We start from the raw sequence: 18,012 nt of genomic DNA on the forward strand, positions 1-18,012 counted from the left end.
AACCCCCGTCGCACGCCACTCACGACTTGCTCGGTTCGTGCGAGGTCGAGCGACATGTCCGTGCACTCTGCGCCGCGTGTCGACACCTGACGGGACGCGGGTCAGGCGTCGCCGCGGTAGAGCGCCTCGTACCGGTCGACGACGCGCTCGAGCGTGAACTTCTGGACGCGCTCGAGCGCGGCCTCCGCGAGCGCCTCCCGCCGGGCGTCGTCGGCGAGGAGCTCGGCGAGCGCCGTGCCGATGCCGTCCAGCGGCGTGACCACGGCGGTGCGGCCGCCGTCGGTCACGTACAGGGCGCCGGGGTTGGGGGTCGCGACGACGGGCAGGCCGGACGCCATCGCCTCGACGTACGGGATGCCGAAGCCCTCGTAGTCGCTCGGCAGGCAGAACGCCCACGCCTGCTGGAAGGCGAGCGCCAGCTCGTCGTCGGACAGCCGCCCCAGCGCATGGATCCCGGGGCCCGCGTCGTCCGGGACGTCTTGACTGACCATCCACAGCTCCGCGTCGGGGTGCTTCGGCAGCACCGTCTCCTGGAACTGCCGGGCCAGCTCCGCGCCTCGCTTGCGCCCGTGCCAGTACCCGACGAACAGCACCACGGGGCTGGCCGACCGCTGTCCGGCGTCGGACCGGAAGCGTCGCACGTCCGTGCCGCAGGGCACGACGTCGCGCACCCACGGGTACCAGCGGCGCGTCTCGGGCGAGATGACGACGGTGTGGTCGGCGACGAGCGACGCGAGCACCTCCGACAGCCCGAGGAGCACCATCCGCGCCTTCTCCTTGACGCCCTTGATCGTGCGAGCCTCCTCGAAACACGACCCGGCGAGCGTGCGCACGTGCCGCGGCACGCGCCGGCGCCACAGCCAGTAGTCGTCGCCCCAGGCGTGCAGCACGTCGAAGGACGAGAGGTCCACGCGACGCAGCGCGAGCGCGAACCGGAACGTGCGCAGCGAGCCCGTCATCCGCACGTGCCGGTGCCCGTACACGGCACCCTCCACCGGCGGGCAGTCGCTCAGGACGGTGACGTCGTGCCCGCGGCGCGCGAGCTCGGTCGCGAGCTCGTGCACCTGGTAGCCGATCCCCTGCTTGCTGGTGCTGGGCAGGTAGTAGGAGACGATCGCGATCCGCAGCGGCCTCGCGCCGGCGGCGGTCGTCATCGCAGGCCGTCCCGGAGCGCCTCGAGCCAGCCGCGGCCGTGCCGGAGGTCGGGCTCGAGGTGGTTGCCCTCCGCCCACTCGTTCCACGACTTGACCCACAGCAGCCGCTCGTCGGCGGGGCGGTGGGCGATCGACGCCACCGCCTGGCGCACGTTGGCGCCGAACTTTGCCGGGGTGGCGCCGTGCAGCACGACGCCGCCGCGGCCGGAGCGCGGCGTGTTGTCCCAGTTGGGGTAGACGCACGGCTGGACCAGGTCGCCGGTGCGGTTCTGCCCGGTCCAGTCGGTCGAGTAGGGGAAGATCTCCGGCCCGCCGGCGAGCTTGCGGAAGGCGCGCATCCGCGCCGTCTCCGCGCGGGACGTCCCGGCCGGCATCCGCATGTACACGCCGGCGTCGAAGCCGTCCTCCTTGACCCGGTCGTACCGCGGGCCGCCGCCCAGCAGGTCGCTCATCTCGGCCACGAGGTACAGGCCCTCGAGTCCCGCCCTCCGGGCCAGCGACTGCCAGAGGTCGACGAAGTCCCCGGCGTCGGGCAGCTCCTCGGGCCGGAAGACGTAGAAGACGGGCCGACCGCCCACGCGCAGGTAGCGGGCGTCGCGGAAGGCGGGAAGCACGGCTTCGAAGTGGGCGGTGTAGTCCTCCACGCCTGGGTAGTGCTGCTGCACCAGGACGCGGTCGGCCTCGCCGTGCCAGATGCCGCTCCACGTCTGGTTCGCCCACGCCAGGCAGAACGACACGTCGGGCGCGCCGGAGGCCAGCACCTCGGAGAACGGGCGCTCCAGGATGCGCCGCCCGTTGCCGAACCAGTAGTGCCAGTACGCGAACGCCTCCACCCCGTACTGCGCGGCCAGCTCCGACTGCGCGGCCCGTGCCTCGGGCAGCCGCAGGTCGTAGAAGCCAAGGTCGGCGGGCACCAGCGGCTGCCGGTGCCCTGGGTAGAGACGGCGCGCCCGCGCCACGTTGGTCCACTCCGTGAACCCCGGCCCCCACCACGCGTCGTTCTCGGGGATGGGATGGAACTGCGGCAGGTAGAACGCGACCGCCCTGGCTTCCACCGTCGGGACCTCCTTCACCGGCCGACCACCGGCCCGCGGGCGCCCCGCCGCCACGGGAGCAGCCCGAGGTCGGAGGGCAGCCGGACGACGTCGCCCGCGATCGTGCGGACGCCTGGGACGGTCCACCACCGCAGGACGACGGCCGCGCTCCGCAGCTTCTCGCGCAGCGTCAGGGGCGACCGCGCGACGATGCCGAGCAGCATCGGCGTGGACCGCGAGTACGGGAACGCCGTCCGTGGCCGGGACGGGTCCACCCAGGCCATCTCGGACTCCCGGGAGCCCCCGTGCCTGTCCGCGTGCGACCGGATCGACAGGAGAGGCTCGCCGGGCACCAGCACCAGCCTCCCGCGCAGCGCGAGCGCCGCCGGGAAGAGCATCTCGCCGGCCGGCGAGACGACCACGCCGCCGGCCGCCCGCGCGACGGCCGTGTCCATGATCCCGAACTGCGTCTGCGTCACGACGCGCGCGAGCAGGACCCGCAGGCGCTCGTCCGGCGCAGGCCCGTCCATCCGCAGGTCCGCGTCCGCGTGCTGCCCGAACACCGCCCCGTCCGCGTCGACGAGGCGGACGCGAGGGTAAGCCAGCACCGACCCCGGCGGGGCGTCGTCGAGGACGGCGAACGAGCGCTCCACGAGCCGGGGGTCGCACAGGTCGTCGTGGTACGCCCACTTGAACCACGGGCTCCGGCACCGGCCCAGGAGGACGTTGGAGTTCACCGCCCCGCCGATGTTCGTCTCGTGCCGGTGGTAGGCGAACCGGGCGTCCCGCGCCACCCACTCCCGCGCGATCTCCTCGGTCGCGTCCGTCGACGCGTTGTCGGCGACGTCCACCTCGAAGTCGCCGTCGGTCTGCTCCGCGACGGACCGCAGGGCGTGGTCGAGGTAGGGCTCCCCGTTGTACACCGGGACCCCGATCGTCAGCCGCGGCGCGGCGCCGGATCTGCCTGACATGCGAACACCCCCATCTCATCGAGCCTGGTGAGGACCTCGTCGTACCCGGACCGGGTCCGCCGGCGCGCGTCGACCGCCCAGGCGTCCAGGTCGAGCGCCAGGGCCTCGCGCTTGTCGAGCAGGGCGTCGAGCGACTCGAGGAGCTCGTCGGCCCGGAACGCATATGCGTCGACCCGGTAGGCGCCGACCCTGGCGTCGTCCGACAGCATCCTGACCTTGTCCGCGTGCTCGACCGTCACGAACGGGACCCTGCTGAGAGCCGAGGCGACGAGGACGTGGAACCTGCTGCCGACCACGGCGCGGACCCCGGCGACGTCGTCCGACAGCTCGTCGAAGTCGTGCGGGACGCGCACCTCGGGCCTCGGCCCCGGACGGTCCCTCGCGACCGCGTCGACGATGCGGCGCGCCACGGGGACGTCCGCCGCGTCGGAGACGACGACCCGCACCGGCGTCCCCCGGTCGAGCAGGGCGCCGACGACGAGGGACATCTCGTCGTGGTACCGCTGCCGCTCGGCCGCCGTCGCTTGCGCCTCGCCGGTGGCGGACGGCACGTCGAGGACGCTCACCACGACGGTGTCCCGGACGGCCTCCGACCCGCCGTCCGCCGCAGCCCGCGGGGTGTCGGTCCGCGCCGTCACGATGTCGTCCATGAGCACGTCGCGCGAGGTGTCGGTCCCGCACGAGCGGACCGCCTCGAGCGTCGCGGGGTCACGGTAGGACCGCACCGTCGCGGTCGCGGCGGTGGCGCGGACCGCCGCCCTGGTGAGCCGGCGCGAGTACCGGCTCCCGCCGACCGCCACCCACACGAACGGCGTCCTCCTCAGCCGGCACGCCGCGCCGGTGAGCAGGAGCGAGAGGATCTGCCCTCCCGGGGGCCCTCCCCTGCCCACTTCGAGGGCCCCGGTGCCGGGGACGACGACGACGTCGAAGCGGCCGACGAGCCGCACGAGGTGGGCCACGTCCAGGAACGTACGAAGGCCCTTGGCCAGGACGGAGGCGTGCAGCGGGCCCCGATATCCCCAGGGTGCTCGCGAGCTCAGTGCCGGGCGGCCGAGCGCCGCCTCCGCCCCGCCCGGTTCCCGGCCCACCAGCGTCACCTCGACGTCGTGGTCCGACTCCTCGAGCAGCCGGATCACCTGGGCCACCGACGCGTCGTTGCCGACGTTGGCGATGCCTGCCTCGCCCAGGAGCGCGATCCGCGCGGTCACGGTGCCCCCACCCCGGGGACGGCGTCGACCGGCGTCGTCCCGCGCTTCCGGCTCCGCTCCTCGTCGTCGCGGGCGGTCGTCATGAGCCGGAGCGGCCCTCGGAGAACCCGTCGCACCCGCCCAGGCAGCGACCGCTGCACGGCCTCGGCGTCCTGCGGGGTCAGACCGCGGCGCGTCAGCCGCATCGCCCCCACCACGAGGCCGAGGCCGACGACGCCCGCCAGGACGGCCGACGGCACGGAGGGCAGGCCGAACCGTCCCGTGCCCCACCACGCGACGAGGCAGGCGAGCACGCCGAGGAAGTACGGCGCGATGTCCCCCAGGGCCCGCCAGGTCCCGGTGCCCACCGCCCGCACCTCGGTGACGATCAGGAGCGTGACGAGGACGAGCGCCGAGGAGAGGTTGCTGATCACCGCGCCCCAGACGCCGAGGGGCGGGATGAGGAGCACCATGAGTCCCACGCTCACGACCAGGGTGGTGAGGTTCAGCCAGAGCAGCCACATGCCCTTGAGCCGGGCCGCCACGAACGCCTTGATCGGTTCCGCGATCACCAGGAGCCCGCCCGCGATCCCGAGGGCGAGCAGCACCTCGGGCACGTCGGAGAACTCCTCGCCGTAGATCAACGGGACCAGGAGTGCGAAGGCCGGCATCGCCGCGGCGACGATCGCCGCCATGACCGTGGACGACGCCCGCAGCGTCCTGCCGAGCGCGCGCCCGACGGCGTCCACGTCCACCTCCCGCAGCCCGGAGATCGCCGGCACCAGCGGGCCGACGAGCGACTGCGCGGGGGCGAAGAGGTGGGACGCCAGCCCGATGGCCAGCGCGAACACCCCGGCCGCGTGGACCTCGGACATCCAGGTGAGCACCAGGACCTCGCTCCGGGACAGCACGAACGCCGCCACCATGCTGGCGGCCCCGGCCGGGAGCGCGAACTTCCAGAAGCCCCGTGGGAACCCGCGGAGCCGAGGACGCAGCATGGCGCGCCGGTACGTCCGGGAGACGAAGACGAGGAAGAGCAGGGTGCCCAGCCCGCCGGCCACGAGACGGACCACCCAGATCGAGTCGGCCGTGCCCACCGTGGTCGCGGCGATCACCACCAGCACCTGGGCGACGAGGTTGACGATCATCGAGGCCTGCGCGTCCCTCGCGGTCTTGCTCTCGATGGCCAGCGCCTCGCCGGCCCCGCCGAGCAGGCACGGGAGGACGACCCCGAACGCGATGGCGACGGCCATCAGCCCCGGGTCGACGTCGACGAGCACGAGCACGGTCACCGCGATCAGGGGCATCCCGACGACCGTCCGGTACCCCTTGGACGCGCTGAGGAGACGCGTGACCTCCGCGGTCCGCCCCGCGGCGTGGGCCTTGGCGCCGAACTGGACCACGCCGCTCACCACGCCGAGGTCGACGACCGTGCCGACCAGCACCATCACGGTGCCCAGGTAGGCGAGCCGGCCGTAGTCGACCACGCCCAGCGTGCGGGCGATGACGATGTTGACCGCGAAGGCGAGCGGCAAGGACACGGCGACGTGGACGAGGGTCCAGAGCGCACCCTGGATCGCCTTGTCCTGAAGCTCGCCGCGCGACAGCCCGTCGGTGTTCGTCACAGTCGACATCGTTCACGCCCGACGGCCTCGTTCCGAGGGGTCTGGGCAGTTTTCAGCCGCGGCGGCGCGGGTTTCACCCGGGCCCACCCGGACGCTGCCGCCACGCCCGTGCATAGCCTGGCGGGCAGCACCGCACCCGGGACCCCACGGACAGGAGGGCGCGCCGTGCTCGACAGGGACGACGATCTCGGTAGGGACCGACTCGGCAGGGACGACCTCAGCAAGGACGAAACGACCGTGCACGCCGTGGTGATCTGCAGCGTGCGACGGCCGGAGGTGCTCGCGGCCACGGTCGAGGCGCTGTCGCGACAGACGGCGCCCGCGGACGTGGTGGTGGTCAGCGTGGTCGCGGACACCGACCTCCCGCCGGACGCCGACTGGGGCCCGTCGGTGCGCGTCGTCCGGTCCCCGCGGGGGTCGTCGGTGCAGCGGAACGTGGGGGTGCGCAGTCTCGTGCCGGAGCCCGGGTTCGCCCCCGGGCTCGTGACGTTCGTCGACGACGACGCCGAGCTCGCGCCCGACTACTTCGCCCGCATGCGGGCGTTCATGGCCGACCATCCCGACGTCGCGCTCATGACCGGCCTGGTCGCGGCCGACGGCGCTGCCTCCCGCGGCGAGATCCCCCGCGAACGCGCCCGCTCGATCCTGGCCTCCGCCCGGGGGACGTCGTTCGTGCGCGACGTGCGGGCCGCGTACGGGTGCAACATGACCGTGCGGGGCGACGTCGCCCTCGCGGTGCCCTTCGACGAGCGGCTGCGCGAGTACGCGTGGCAGGAGGACACCGACTTCTCCGTGCGCTGCGGCCGGCACGGACGGGTAGTGCACTACCACGGCTGCGTGGCCGTGCACCTGGCCGTGGGCAGCGGGCGGGTCGACGGCCGCACGTTCGGGTTCGTCCAGGTCGTGAACCCGTTCTACCTGTGGCGCAAGGGCACGACGACCGGCCGCGAGCTGCTGCACGACTGGACGCACTCCCTGGGCGCGAACGTGCTGCACCTGGCCGACCGCGGGCGGCCCGACCGCGCGGGGCGCCTGCGCGGCAACCTCCTCGGCCTGGCCGAGGTCGTCCTGCACGGCGGGCAGCCCGAGGCCGTGACGCGAGTCGCCGCCCGCTCCGTGGGACGTGCTCAGAAGGGCAGGTCCGTGCCCAGCACGAGCAGCCAGTCGCCCGCGCCCGCCGCGTTGTCCCCCGGCGTGGGCACCTCTCCCGACGGCGTGACCGACAGCTCCGACACCGGCCCGACGGCCGTCGCCGCGCCCGTCGACGGGTCGACCCACGCGGCCTCCGCCCCCGGGGCGAGGAGCGACAGGTCCAGGGAGACCGCGCGCTCGGACGGCACGTAGACGAGCGCGAGGCTGCCGTCCGGGGCGACCGCCGCCGTCGCGAGGTCGGCGTCGAGCACGTCCTGGGCCGCCTCCGCCTCCCCGCCGGCCCCGCCGGTGAGGAACGACTCCTGGGGCCGGAGCGTCCACCACGCCAGGGACGCGACCACGTCCCGGATCCGGGAGACCTGCTCGGCGCCCTCGGACTCCAGGCGCGCCTCCCAGCCGTCGTGGAACTCCCAGTCGTCCGTCCCGAACACGTCCCCGGGAGAGCCGGAGGTGATCGCCCAGAGCACCTGGCGGCGCAACGTCTCCGGGGTCGTCGTCGGCCCGCCCGTGTTGTTCTCGCCCTCGTAGTTCGCCTCGCCCAGCAGCGCCGGCCGGGCGGGGGTCGCGGCGTACGCCTCGCCGACCGCGAGCGGGGTCGGCCCGTACGTGTACACGAAGCTCCAGTCGACGCGGTCGCGCCAGTGGTCGTCGGCGGCCGCGGACGACACGTCCCGCAGCTGGGCGGTGAAGGGCCGGTCGTCCCCCGTGGACCGGATGCCCTCGAGCATCGCCTCGAGGCACGCGTCTCGCTCCGCGGAGCGCGAGTAGTCGCCACCGGTCATCCACAGGACGGGCAGGTCGGCGGCCCAGCGGGCCGCCATCTCCCCGAAGGCGCGGCACGTCTGCGGCGACGCTCCGGCGAAGGTGTGGTCCAGCGTCCACGAGTCGATCGGGTACAGCATCGCCGTGATCCCCAGCTCGCCCGCCCGCCGCACCGTCTCGTGGGCCCGGTCGAAGTACTCCTCCTCCCACCGCAGCACGTCGCCGTCCACGAACGGCAGCAGCCCGTCGACCGTCGCCCCGTCGTCGGACGGCGCGCCGTTCGCGACCGCACCGACCAGCGAGACGAGCATCGCGTTGAACCCCTGCGCGGACCGGGTCGCCAGGTAGGTCTCGGCCTCGTCGGGGTGCAGGTCGGTCAGCAGCGACCAGGGCGCGTCGCCGCGCACGAGGACCGGGTCGCCGCCCTGGTCGACGAACGTGCGGCCGTCGGAGGAGATCCCCGTGATCCACTGGGGCTCGCCGCCGGTGGCGACGGCGCCCCGGGTTGCCGTGAGCTCGCGAAGCGGGGCGTCCGCGGCGGGGGGCTCCTCGTCCCACGGCGCGGCGCCCGTCATGCTCAGCACCGCCCACGCGGCCAGGACGACCACCACCACCGTGCCGGCCCCCACCAGCACGCGAGCTCGCCGAGGCGACCGCTCATGCGGGTGTCGCATCCCGGAGCCCCCCTCGCGCCACCCTGATCAGGCTCCGCTTCACGTCGCTGCCGAGGGACCGCGCGTCGGGCACCGTCCAGTGCCGGACGACCGCGAGGGCGGCTCGGGCACGCTCGGCCGCCGGCGCCGGGGCGCGGGCCGCCTCCGCCAGCATCCGGGCGTTCATGTACCACTGAGGGAAGGCGACCGGGCGGCGGAAGCCCGGCCGGTAGGCCCGTGTCTGCTGCACCGGGTCGCGGGCCTGCAGGTTCGTCATCTGCCCCGGGTGCCGGCGCGCGAGGTACCCGATCTCGGGCACCTGGACCCACGGCGCCCGCATCGCCATCGCGACCCCGAGCCCGAAGTCGCCGCCCCAGTAGTCGGGCAGCCCGCCGCGCTCCCGCAGCGCCGCCGTGCGGAAGACCCCGCCCCAGCCGACCGCCTGCCACACCCCGCGGCCGAGGAACAGGCCGACGCGGTCCGCGGGCCCGAGCGGGAGGAAGTCGAGGCCCTCGTCGTTCATCGCGTCCACCACGTGGTCGTCCGGGTCGCACCACTGGACGCGGGAGAACGCGATCGTCGCCCGGGGGCAGCTCTCGAGCGCGTCGACGCAGGCCGTCAGGTGCCGGGGGCGGACCATGTCGTCGGCGGCGTTCCACATGAAGTACGGCGCGCGGGCGCGGGCGAGCGTCCGGTTCCAGTTCCAGGGGATGCCGCCGTTCGCCTCGGCGGGCAGGTAGGTGAACCGCGGGTCCTCCTCGGCCACCGCCTCGGCGACCTTCCGGGTGCCGTCGGTGGACGCGTTGTCCGCGACGATCACCTCGATGTCCGCCAGGTCCTGCTCCTGAAGGGCGCGCAGCGTGCGCTCGAGGAACTCCTCCCCGTTGCGCACCGGCACCCCCACGGTCACCGTCACCACCGGACCACGGCCTTTCGCACCGTGTACGCCTCCGCGTACCGCTCCCGGCACTCCATGCCCCGCAGCCGCATCAGGCCGAGGAACACCTCTGGGTCCCACCAGTCGTGGCCGCGCTGGGACGGGTAGCTCCGGTCGAGCAGCTCGACCTTGCGCCGCGCCAGCTCCTCCCGCACGGGCACGTAGGCGGCGGGGCGTCCCATGTCGCCGTCCCACTTCGGGATCTCGTAGTGCAGCACGAGGGCGTCCCGCCACACGGTGGCGGCCAGCTCCCCCACCAGCCGGTGGTCCTGGTGGGCGTCGTCGGGACGCGGGGCCAGCACCACGTGCGGCGCGGGGTGGCGCTCGGCGTGCTCGTGGAGCGCACGCTTCGTCGCGCCCCAGTGCTCGGGAAGACGCCCGTCGGGCAGCCCCGCGAACACCGACGACGCGGCCGGGACGAACGCCTTCGCGGCGTCGGCCGCCTCGGCCTCGCGCAGGGGGTCGCCGGTGAGCGTGAGGAAGTCGGCCGTGGCGCCCGGCCGCTCCGCCAGCGCGAGGAGCGTGCCGCCGCAGGCGATCTCGACGTCGTCCGGGTGGGCCGCGAGGCACACGACCCGCAGCTCGGCGGAGTCCAGGCGCAGCGGGATCATTCCGTCACCTCCGCGAGCGGGGCCGCCCCCACGTCCAGGTCCTCCGCGTCCAGGACCTCCGCGTCCAGGGCGGGCGCGACCGGCCCGGCGAGCCCCAGCAGCGCGGCCACCCGGCGCTCCTGGACGGCCAGCGTGGCCTGCGCCGCCGCCAGCGCCCGTGCGGTGCGCACCCCGTCGGCGTCGGCGTCCGCGACGGCGGCCAGCACCTGGCGGGCCACGACCTGCGGGTCGAACCGGCGGACGTCGTGCGCCCGCCCCGGGTCGCCGAAGCGTTCCAGCAGCCACCGCTGCTTGGGGCCGTACCCGAGCGAGACGACCGGGACGCGGGTGCGGATCGCGCCCACCAGGTTGTGGTAGCGGACGGCGACCATCGCGCGGCAGCCGACGAGACGACGTTCGAGCTCGGCGACCGAGCCGACGGCGGCGACGTGCACGTGGTCCGGGGCGTCGATCCGCGCCGCCACGTCCTGAGCCGTCGAGTCGTCGGCACCGTCACCCACGACGAGCACGACGTCGACACCGCCGCGGACCAGCTCCCGGGTCAGGCGGGCCGTGCGGTCCGCGTAGTCGTCGCGCTCGTCGGCGGGCGCGTACCAGTCGTACCGGACGACGCCCACGGCGACGAGGGGACGGTCTCCCGGCCCCGGGCCGTCGCCGGGCTCCGGCAGAGGCAGTCCGAGCACGAGGTCGGGCACCTCCGGTGGCCGGCGCGCGCCGGCCGCGAGCGCGTCCGCCGAGCCTGCGTCCCGGGCGCTCAGGTAGGTCGCGGTGCGCGCCACGGTGCGCTGCATGAGCCGGTGGGCGCGACCCCCGCGGCGGTCCGCGCCGACCGAGAGCACCAGGTACGGGCGCCGTCGCACCCGGGCGACGACGCCGTACAGGGCGATCTGGAACGGCGGACCGAACGGGGACACCGCGTGCCCCTCGAGGATCCCCGTCCCCGGCACGACCACGGCGTCGAGCCCTCCCACGACCCGCCAGGCGTGAGGGATGTCCGCGAGCTTGGCCGCCACGCGCCTCCAGCCGGTCCGCACGGCGCTCCGGTCGGACGCCGGCACGGCCTCGATCCCGCGCTCGGCCCGCACATGGTCGGGCGCGTCGGTGAGGACCACCGGCCGGACCGCGGGCCCGCCGTGGCGGTGCAGGAGGTCGAGGACGGCGTCGAGCGACGCCTCGTTCCCGAAGTTGCAGTATCCGAACTGGCCGAGCAGGCCGACTCGCACGGCGCCCTCACGCACGGGCACGCGCCCGACCCACGACCTCGCCGACCTCGACCACCGGCACGCGCCGCGGCTCGCGCGCCGCGGCGCGGTCCCAGACCGCCCACGGCCGGTCGCCCGTGCGGTTCATCTCCTCCAGCGCGGACCGTTCCTTGAGCGTGTCCATCGGCGCCCAGAACCCGGTGTGCGGGTGCACCCGGAACCGGCCGGCACGGGCGGCGCGGACGCAGGCGTCCATGACGAGGTCCTCGCCCTCGCCGAGGTAGTCGAAGATGCCCTGGCGCAGCACGAAGTAGCCGCCGTTGATGCACATGCTCATGTCGGCCACCGGCTCGAGGTCGCGCATCGTGCCGTCGGGGTCGAAGCGCACCACGTGGAACGAGTCCTGCGGGGAGACGGCCATCAGCGAGCCGACGGCGTCCGTGGCCAGGAAGTCGTCGACGATGCGGTCCATCGGCGCGTCGGTGAGCACGTCGCCGTAGTTGGCGAGGAAGACCTCGTCGTCGTCGAGGTAGCGCCGCACGCGCCGCAGCCGTTCCCCGATCGCCGTGTCCATCCCGGTGTCGACGAAGGTGATGCGCCACTCGCTGATGTCGCTGCTCAGCAGCTCCACCTGCTCGCCGCCCTTGGTGAGGACGAAGTCGTTGGAGTGCGTCTCGGAGTAGCTCAGGAAGTAGTCCTTGACGGCGTTCGCGCCGTAACCGAGGGCGAGCACGAACTCCGTGTGCCCGTAGTGCGCGTAGTACTTCATGATGTGCCACAGGACGGGCCGGGACCCGATCGGCATCATCGGCTTGGGCAGCGAGTCGGGGCCGGACCGCATCCGCATCCCCAGTCCGCCGCAGAACAGCACGACCTTCATGACGTCCCTCCCTGGGCCTGCCCGTCGTCGGGCGTGTGATGGATGCGGCGGGGCGCGGCCCGCTCCCGCAGCGCGGGGGCCACGGGCCTCCCGTCGAGGAACCCGTCGGTACCGCCCGCGTCGAGCGCGGCGGCGTAGACCGGCAGCACTCCCGCGACGGCCTCGACCGTCCGGTCGACGTCGGCGTCGGTGTGCGCGGCCGAGATCACGAACGACTGCGCCAGCACGCCGCGGCGCAGCAGCTCGGCGAGGAAGAGCGTGCGGTACGGCTGCGAGGGCTCGCCGGCGTGGTCGCGGGTGCCGAAGACCAGGCACGCGGGGTGCCCCGAGACCGTCACCCAGCCGGTCAGCCCGGCGGCGTCCACCACCTGCTGCACGCCGTCGCGCAGCCGCTCCCCCTGGGCGGCCATCACGGCGGGCACGTCGCGGGCCGCGTACTCGCGGTGCACCGCCAGCCACGCCGCGAGGCCCGCCGTCTCCGCGCCGTGCGTCGTGGAGAGCAGGAAGACGCGGCGCGCGTCGGTCGCGAGGCCGCCGAGCTCCATCAGCTCCCGGCGGCCCGCGAGCGCCGAGACGGCGAACCCGTTGCCGAGCGCCTTGCCCCAGGTCGACAGGTCGGGCACGACGCCGTACACGGTCTGCGCGCCGCCGGCGGACCAGCGCATCCCGGTGATGATCTCGTCGAACACGAGCACCGTGCCGGTGCTGTCGCACAGGGCGCGCAGCCCTTCCAGGTACCCGGGCGGGGGGCTCGCGTGCGCGGTCGCGGCCTCGAGGACGACGGCGGCGACCCGGCCCTCGTGAGCGGCGAGCAGGGCCGCCACGGCAGCCAGGTCGCCGTAGGGGAAGCGGACCGTGAGGTCGGTGATCGCGCGCGGGACGCCCGCGTCCATCGGGGTGGTGCCGATGAACCAGTCGTCGGTGGAGAAGAACGGGTGGTCGGCGCAGACGGCGACCAGGTCGCGCCCGGTGGCGGCGCGGGCCAGGCGGACGGCAGCGGTGGTGACGTCGGAGCCGTTCTTCGCGAACTTCACCATGTCGGCGCCGGGGACCTGCGCGCAGAACGCCTCGGCCGCCTCCAGCTCCCACGTGCTGGGCCGGGAGAAGCTCACGCCGTCGGCGGCCGCCGACGCGACGGCGTCGACCACGGGCCGGAAGCCGTGGCCGAGCGTGACGCTGCGCAGCCCCATCCCGTACTCGACGTACTCGTTGCCGTCCACGTCCCACACGTGCGCACCCCTGCCGCGGACCAGCACCGGGGCCATGTGCTCGGGGTACTGGTCGGCGCCGCGGGCGTACGTGTGCGCCCCGCCCGGCACGAGTCGGTGCAGGCGGGCCTGCGCGGCCGTCGACCGGTCGAAGGACCGGACGGGCTCGGCGGGCTGCATCGGGTCGGGCTGTGGAGCCTGCTGCGTCAGCTGCGTCATGGTGCCCCCGGATGCGGGTGGGGAGGTGGGTCGTGAAGCCTGGTGGGGCCGGCAGGGGGCCGGCCCCGCCGCCAGTCTGCGGCGAAGGCCCGGCGGCGTTGAAGGGCCCGAGGGCCTTTTCATCCGGCGCCCGGGACGACTTCACCCGTCCGCTCCCGCGGCCCGTCCGTACGGTGTGGACATGCAGGTGCTGCCCACCACCCTCGACGGGGTGCTGATCCTCGCCCCCACCCCGCACCGCGACGAGCGGGGCCTGTTCACGCGCACGTTCGACACCGCCACCGCGGCGCGCGCCGGTCTCGACCCGGCGGCCTTCGTGCAGGACAGCCAGTCCCGCTCGCGCCGCGGCGTGGTGCGCGGGCTGCACGGCCGCGTGGGCGGCGGGGAGGCCAAGCTGGTGCGCGTCGCGCACGGCGCCGTGCACGACGTCGTCGTCGACGCGCGGCCCGGCTCCCCCACGTTCGGGCGGTGGGAGGCGTTCCGGCTCGACGACGTCGACTTCCACGTCCTGTCCGTGCCGCGCGGCTGCCTGCACGGCCATCAGACCCTCACCGACACGGCCGACGTCTGCTACCGCATCGACGCCGAGCACGACCCGGCGGAGGACGTCGCCGTGCACCACCTCGACCCCGACCTGGGGGTGGGGTGGCCCCTGCCGGTCTCGCTCGTCAGCGACCGCGACGCCGCCGCCGGGTCGTGGGCGGCGCTGGTCGCGACGCTCACCGGCGACGGCCCCGGTCGCGGCTGAGCGGCTCGACCTCGACGGGCTCGGGCTCCGCGACCACCCAGCGGCCCCCGAGCCCCTCGACCTCGGGGTGCGCGGAGCGCACCTCGTCGAGCAGGTCCGGCACCAGCAGGAGCACCTTGTCGGGGCGGACCTCGGCGAGGATGTCCGCCCCGAGCACCGGCACGCGCGGCCCGGGCCCGCCGGGCATGGCACGGCCCCGCTTGGCGGGGGACGCGTCCACCACGGCGAGGACGTCGTCGGCGGTGACGCCCGCGAGCGCGAACAGCGCGACCGCCCGCGACGCCGCGCCGTAGGCGACGACCTTCCCCGTGCTCTCGTCGAGCCAGTCCCGCAGCGCCGCCGCCGACCGGGCCACCTGCCGCTGGAGCACCGCCACCGCGCGCGGCTCCGTCGCCCCTGCCGCGGCCTCGGCGGCCAGCTCGGTCGCGACGAGCTCCCCCGCGGACCCGGCGTGCGCCCGGGCGGGCTCCGAGCCCTCCCGCGCCAGCGCGAGCAGGCGCGTGCCGCCGTAGAGCGGGTACCGCCACAGCCCCACCGGGACGAGGCCGGTGCTGCGCGCCATCTCCACGAGCACCGTGAGCGAGTAGTACGCGAAGTGCCCGTGCCGCAGCGCGTTCCAGGTGCCGTCGCGCACGATCACCGACAGCGGGTGCACGTGCAGCGCCAGCACGCCGTCCGGGGCGAGGGAGTCGAGCCGCAGGTCCCACGCCGCCCGCTGGTCGGCCTCGTGCATGAGGCCGAGCGAGTCGACGACGAGGTCGGCCGCGAGCCCCGGCACCGTGCCATGGCCGTCCAGCAGCACCGCGTCGGGCACGATCTCCTGCACGCGCTCCAGCCAGGAGCCCCCGTGCGGGCTGCGCATCTCCGCCGCCCAGGTGCCGGGGCCCAGGAGCCCGCCCGCGACGAGGTCGGCCACTCCCGCCCGTGCCTGGGCGACCAGGGCGGCGGGCTCCACGCCGCGGGGCACCTCCGGGCCGGTCGGGTCCTCCTCGAGCTGGGCGAGGCGGCACCGGTCGCACATCACCATCCGCAGGGGGTGCACCGGGTCGGGGGCGGGCGCCTCCGGCTCCGGGAACAGGTCGGACGCGGGCTGGGCGCCCAGGTCGAGCACGACCGTGCCCCGGTCGGAACGGCACCACCGGCAGCGCCACCCGGGAACGACGGCGCTCACGTGCCCGGCTCGAAGACCTCGAGGCGCGGCAGGAACGTCACCAGGCGGCCACCCCAGTCGGCGACGTGCGCGAGCTGGGCGGAGATCTCCCGCCGCAGGTTCCACGGCATGACGACGACGTAGTCCGGCCGCGCGGCGTCGAGCTCCTCCGGCGGGCGGATCGGCAGGTGCATGCCCGGCGTGAACCGGCCGTGCTTGTACGGGTTGCGGTCGACGGCGAACTCGACGAGGTCGGAGCGCACCCCGCAGTGGTTGAGCAGCGTGTTCCCCTTGCCGGGCGCCCCGTACGCGACCACCCGCTTGCCCTCGCGGCGTGCGGTGAGCAGGAAGCGCAGCACGTCGTCGCGCACTGCGGCGACCTGCTCGGCGAAGCCTGCGTGCCCCTCCACGGTGTGCAGCCCGGCGGCGGCCTCGGCGGCGAGCACGCGCGCGACGGCGTCCGACGGCTCCGGCGCCCCGGCGTCGGGCGTCGGCACCGACCAGGTGCGCAGCGACCCGCCGTGGCTGGGCAGCTCGTCCACGTCCACCACGGTGAGGCCGGCGGCGGCCAGCACCCGCTGCGTCGTGAGCAGCGACAGGTAGCTGTAGTGCTCGTGGTAGATCGTGTCGTACTCGTTGCCCTCCACCAGCCTCAGCAGGTGCGGGATCTCGATGGACACACGGCCGTCGTCGGCGACGAGCTGCCGCAGTCCGCGCGCGAAGTCGAGGATGTCCGGCACGTGCGCGAACACGTTGTTGGCCACGACGAGGTCGGCCGGGCCGTGCTCGTCCCGTACGCGCCGCCCCGTCTCCTCGCCGAGGAACTCGACGACCGTGGGGATGCCGCGCTCGACGGCGGCGGCGGCCACGTTCCCGGACGGCTCGATGCCCAGGCAGCGGATCCCGCGGCCGGTGACGTGCTGCAGCAGGTAGCCGTCGTTGCTCGCGACCTCGACCACGAACGACCGCTCGGGCGTGAGGCCGAGCCGCTCGACCGCGTCGTCGACGTACCGGCGAGCGTGCTCCACCCACGACGCGGAGTAGGACGAGAAGTAGGCGTAGTCGTCGAAGATGTCCTCCGCCGGCACGTAGGCGGGCAGCTGCACCAGCAGGCACCGCTCGCAGACGCGCACGTGCAGGGGGTAGAACACCTCGGGCCCGTCGACCTGCTCGGCCGTCGGGTAGCTCTCGCACGGCGGCGACATCCCGAGGTCCACGAACGTGCGGGTCAGCGGCGCGCCGCACAGCCGGCACGACGGCGCGGACACGGCGGAACCCTCGGACGCGGACCCCGCGGGCGCGGCGTGGCGGGCCGCCGACACGGCGGTCATGCCGGCACCGCCGTCGTGCGCAGGTTCTCGAGGTCGAGGGCGCCGGTGCCGGCCAGCTCGCTCACCCGGTGCAGGCGCACGAAGCGGGGGCCCTCGAAGTCGTCGGCCGTGAGGCCGAACCGGTGGACGTCCTCCCAGATCTGCCGGATCCCGTCCGGCACCGTCCAGTGCGGCGCGGCGGCCGGCAGCTCGGCGCGGACGCGGGTGAAGTCCACCCGGTAGTTGCGGGTGTCGGCGCCCGCCCCGGCGGCGAACGTCACGGGGGCGCCGGTGATCTCGCTGACCTGCTCGGCGACCGTGCGGATCTGCACGACGTCTTCGTCCCGGCCCACGTTGAAGGCCCGGTCGTGCACCACCTCGCGGGGCGCCTCGAGCGCGGCGAGGAAGGCCCGCGCGATGTCCTCGACGTGCACGAGGGGCCGCCACGGCGTGCCGTCGGACGCGAGCCGCACCTCCCCGCGCGTGTACGCCGTGCCGGTGAGGTTGTTGACCACGATGTCGGCCCGCAGCCGCGGCGACGAGCCGTACGCCGTGGCGTTGCGCAGGAACGTGGGCGAGAAGTCGTCGTCCGCGAGCGCGGAGAGCCCGCGCTCCGCCTGGATCTTCGACTCCCCGTAGGGGGTGACGGGGTGGAACTCGGCGCCCTCGTCCACGGGCGCGTCGCCCGCCGCCCCGTAGAGGGAGCACGACGACGAGAACAGGAACCGGGTCACCCCCGCCGCCTTCGCCGCGCGGGCCATGCGCACGGCGCCGTCGGTGTTCACGGAGAACGTCGCCTGCGGGTTGAGGTGGCCCAGCGGATCGTTGGAGATGGCCGCGAGATGGATCACGGCGTCGAACCCGGCGAGGTCCTCGGGCCGCGCGTCCCGGACGTCGCCGGTGCGCTGCTCGTACCCCGTCACCGGCGGCCCGAAGTCGCAGCCGTCGTACCACCCGGCGTCCAGGCCCACCACCTCGTGGCCTGCCGCCTGCAGGAACGGCACCAGCACCGCGCCCACGTACCCTCGGTCGCCATCGACGAGCACTCGCATGGTCCGTCCCCCGTCGTCGTCCGGCCGGCCCGACGGGCTGGGGAGCCCCGAGCCGGTGGCTTCTCAGCCGCCTCGACGCTAACCAGCGGGCGCCTCCCACCGTGAGGGTTGCCCGGGGTGAAAAGCCTCGTCACCCGGGTGATTCCGCGCCTGCGGC

General features: G+C 74.7%; 15 protein-coding genes and 1 pseudogene. 2 read left to right on the forward strand and 14 right to left on the reverse strand.

Annotated features, from left to right (window positions below; translation table 11 throughout):
- Nucleotides 1–101: 101 nt before the first annotated feature.
- From B5Y66_RS01995 to B5Y66_RS02015, 5 genes are read right to left on the reverse strand one after another with little or no spacing between them, the layout of a single operon-like run.
- Nucleotides 102–1,154: a glycosyltransferase family 4 protein gene (locus tag B5Y66_RS01995; protein WP_079570240.1), complete on the reverse strand. Its 1,053-nt coding sequence runs from the start codon at nt 1,152–1,154 to the stop codon at nt 102–104.
- Nucleotides 1,151–2,209, reverse strand: a complete 1,059-nt coding sequence (locus tag B5Y66_RS02000) for a glycosyltransferase WbsX family protein (protein ID WP_079571678.1) — start codon at nt 2,207–2,209, stop codon at nt 1,151–1,153. Before B5Y66_RS02000 ends, B5Y66_RS01995 begins: the two co-directional genes overlap by 4 nt.
- 14 nt (nt 2,210–2,223) lie before the next feature.
- Entirely contained in the window at nt 2,224–3,159 is a 936-nt protein-coding gene (locus B5Y66_RS02005) for a glycosyltransferase family 2 protein (protein WP_079570243.1), read from the reverse strand.
- The gene (locus B5Y66_RS02010; RefSeq protein WP_176168752.1) at nt 3,126–4,367 is read right to left on the reverse strand and encodes a polysaccharide pyruvyl transferase family protein; all 1,242 of its coding nucleotides are present in this window, start codon (nt 4,365–4,367) and stop codon (nt 3,126–3,128) included. Before B5Y66_RS02010 ends, B5Y66_RS02005 begins: the two co-directional genes overlap by 34 nt.
- A complete protein-coding gene (locus B5Y66_RS02015; protein WP_176168753.1) occupies nt 4,364–5,971 on the reverse strand; it encodes an oligosaccharide flippase family protein in 1,608 nt (535 codons plus the stop codon). Before B5Y66_RS02015 ends, B5Y66_RS02010 begins: the two co-directional genes overlap by 4 nt.
- Before the next feature lie 249 nt (nt 5,972–6,220).
- Here B5Y66_RS02015 and B5Y66_RS22845 point away from each other — a divergent pair.
- Nucleotides 6,221–6,802 (forward strand): annotated as a pseudogene (locus B5Y66_RS22845) (glycosyltransferase family 2 protein); the annotation flags it as partial.
- A gap of 296 nt (nt 6,803–7,098) precedes the next feature.
- Here B5Y66_RS22845 and B5Y66_RS02025 read toward each other — a convergent pair.
- Genes B5Y66_RS02025 through B5Y66_RS02050 form a run of 6 tightly spaced genes read right to left on the reverse strand, consistent with a single transcriptional unit; the run spans nt 7,099 to nt 13,595 of the window.
- Nucleotides 7,099–8,520, reverse strand: coding sequence for an apiosidase-like domain-containing protein (locus tag B5Y66_RS02025; RefSeq protein ID WP_139820675.1), 1,422 nt, complete (start codon nt 8,518–8,520; stop codon nt 7,099–7,101).
- Nucleotides 8,521–8,542: 22 nt separating this feature from the next.
- Nucleotides 8,543–9,457 (reverse strand): glycosyltransferase family 2 protein, encoded by a 915-nt coding sequence (locus tag B5Y66_RS02030; RefSeq protein ID WP_176168754.1) that lies wholly within the window; start codon nt 9,455–9,457, stop codon nt 8,543–8,545.
- Nucleotides 9,451–10,086, reverse strand: a complete 636-nt coding sequence (locus tag B5Y66_RS02035; protein WP_079570256.1) for a PIG-L deacetylase family protein — start codon at nt 10,084–10,086, stop codon at nt 9,451–9,453. The genes B5Y66_RS02030 and B5Y66_RS02035 overlap by 7 nt, the downstream gene beginning before the upstream one ends.
- A complete protein-coding gene (locus B5Y66_RS02040; RefSeq protein WP_079570259.1) occupies nt 10,083–11,330 on the reverse strand; it encodes a polysaccharide pyruvyl transferase family protein in 1,248 nt (415 codons plus the stop codon). Before B5Y66_RS02040 ends, B5Y66_RS02035 begins: the two co-directional genes overlap by 4 nt.
- Entirely contained in the window at nt 11,317–12,168 is an 852-nt protein-coding gene (locus tag B5Y66_RS02045; RefSeq protein WP_079570262.1) for a sugar phosphate nucleotidyltransferase, read from the reverse strand. The genes B5Y66_RS02040 and B5Y66_RS02045 overlap by 14 nt, the downstream gene beginning before the upstream one ends.
- Nucleotides 12,165–13,595 (reverse strand): glutamate-1-semialdehyde 2,1-aminomutase, encoded by a 1,431-nt coding sequence (locus B5Y66_RS02050; RefSeq protein ID WP_245806866.1) that lies wholly within the window; start codon nt 13,593–13,595, stop codon nt 12,165–12,167. Before B5Y66_RS02050 ends, B5Y66_RS02045 begins: the two co-directional genes overlap by 4 nt.
- A gap of 181 nt (nt 13,596–13,776) precedes the next feature.
- On the opposite strand from B5Y66_RS02050, the gene B5Y66_RS02055 reads away from it, so the two are divergent.
- Nucleotides 13,777–14,343 (forward strand): dTDP-4-dehydrorhamnose 3,5-epimerase family protein, encoded by a 567-nt coding sequence (locus B5Y66_RS02055; protein ID WP_079570265.1) that lies wholly within the window; start codon nt 13,777–13,779, stop codon nt 14,341–14,343.
- On the opposite strand, the gene B5Y66_RS02060 is transcribed toward B5Y66_RS02055, so the two are convergent.
- From B5Y66_RS02060 to B5Y66_RS02070, 3 genes are read right to left on the reverse strand one after another with little or no spacing between them, the layout of a single operon-like run.
- Nucleotides 14,315–15,514 carry a class I SAM-dependent methyltransferase gene (locus B5Y66_RS02060; protein WP_079570267.1) on the reverse strand — a complete coding sequence of 400 codons (1,200 nt, stop codon included), beginning with the start codon at nt 15,512–15,514 and terminating at the stop codon, nt 14,315–14,317. The genes B5Y66_RS02055 and B5Y66_RS02060 overlap by 29 nt on opposite strands.
- Nucleotides 15,511–16,824, reverse strand: coding sequence for a class I SAM-dependent methyltransferase (locus B5Y66_RS02065; protein ID WP_079570273.1), 1,314 nt, complete (start codon nt 16,822–16,824; stop codon nt 15,511–15,513). The genes B5Y66_RS02060 and B5Y66_RS02065 overlap by 4 nt, the downstream gene beginning before the upstream one ends.
- On the reverse strand, nt 16,821–17,855 hold the full coding sequence (locus B5Y66_RS02070; RefSeq protein ID WP_079570276.1) for an NAD-dependent epimerase/dehydratase family protein: 1,035 nt from the start codon (nt 17,853–17,855) through the stop codon (nt 16,821–16,823). Before B5Y66_RS02070 ends, B5Y66_RS02065 begins: the two co-directional genes overlap by 4 nt.
- Nucleotides 17,856–18,012: the final 157 nt, after the last annotated feature.

Source organism: Krasilnikoviella flava (assembly GCF_900167525.1).
Lineage (GTDB): Bacteria > Actinomycetota > Actinomycetes > Actinomycetales > Cellulomonadaceae > Isoptericola > Isoptericola flavus.

What these genes read in the sequence shown, in the direction of transcription:
- B5Y66_RS02035 (WP_079570256.1), bottom strand. Translation starts at nt 10,086, where the DNA reads ATGATCCCGCTGCGCCTGGACTCCGCCGAGCTGCGGGTCGTGTGCCTC.
- B5Y66_RS02050 (WP_245806866.1), bottom strand. Translation starts at nt 13,595, where the DNA reads ATGACGCAGCTGACGCAGCAGGCTCCACAGCCCGACCCGATGCAGCCC.
- B5Y66_RS02045 (WP_079570262.1), bottom strand. Translation starts at nt 12,168, where the DNA reads ATGAAGGTCGTGCTGTTCTGCGGCGGACTGGGGATGCGGATGCGGTCC.
- B5Y66_RS02005 (WP_079570243.1), bottom strand. Translation starts at nt 3,159, where the DNA reads ATGTCAGGCAGATCCGGCGCCGCGCCGCGGCTGACGATCGGGGTCCCG.
- B5Y66_RS02070 (WP_079570276.1), bottom strand. Translation starts at nt 17,855, where the DNA reads ATGCGAGTGCTCGTCGATGGCGACCGAGGGTACGTGGGCGCGGTGCTG.
- B5Y66_RS02055 (WP_079570265.1), top strand. Translation starts at nt 13,777, where the DNA reads ATGCAGGTGCTGCCCACCACCCTCGACGGGGTGCTGATCCTCGCCCCC.
- B5Y66_RS01995 (WP_079570240.1), bottom strand. Translation starts at nt 1,154, where the DNA reads ATGACGACCGCCGCCGGCGCGAGGCCGCTGCGGATCGCGATCGTCTCC.
- B5Y66_RS02065 (WP_079570273.1), bottom strand. Translation starts at nt 16,824, where the DNA reads ATGACCGCCGTGTCGGCGGCCCGCCACGCCGCGCCCGCGGGGTCCGCG.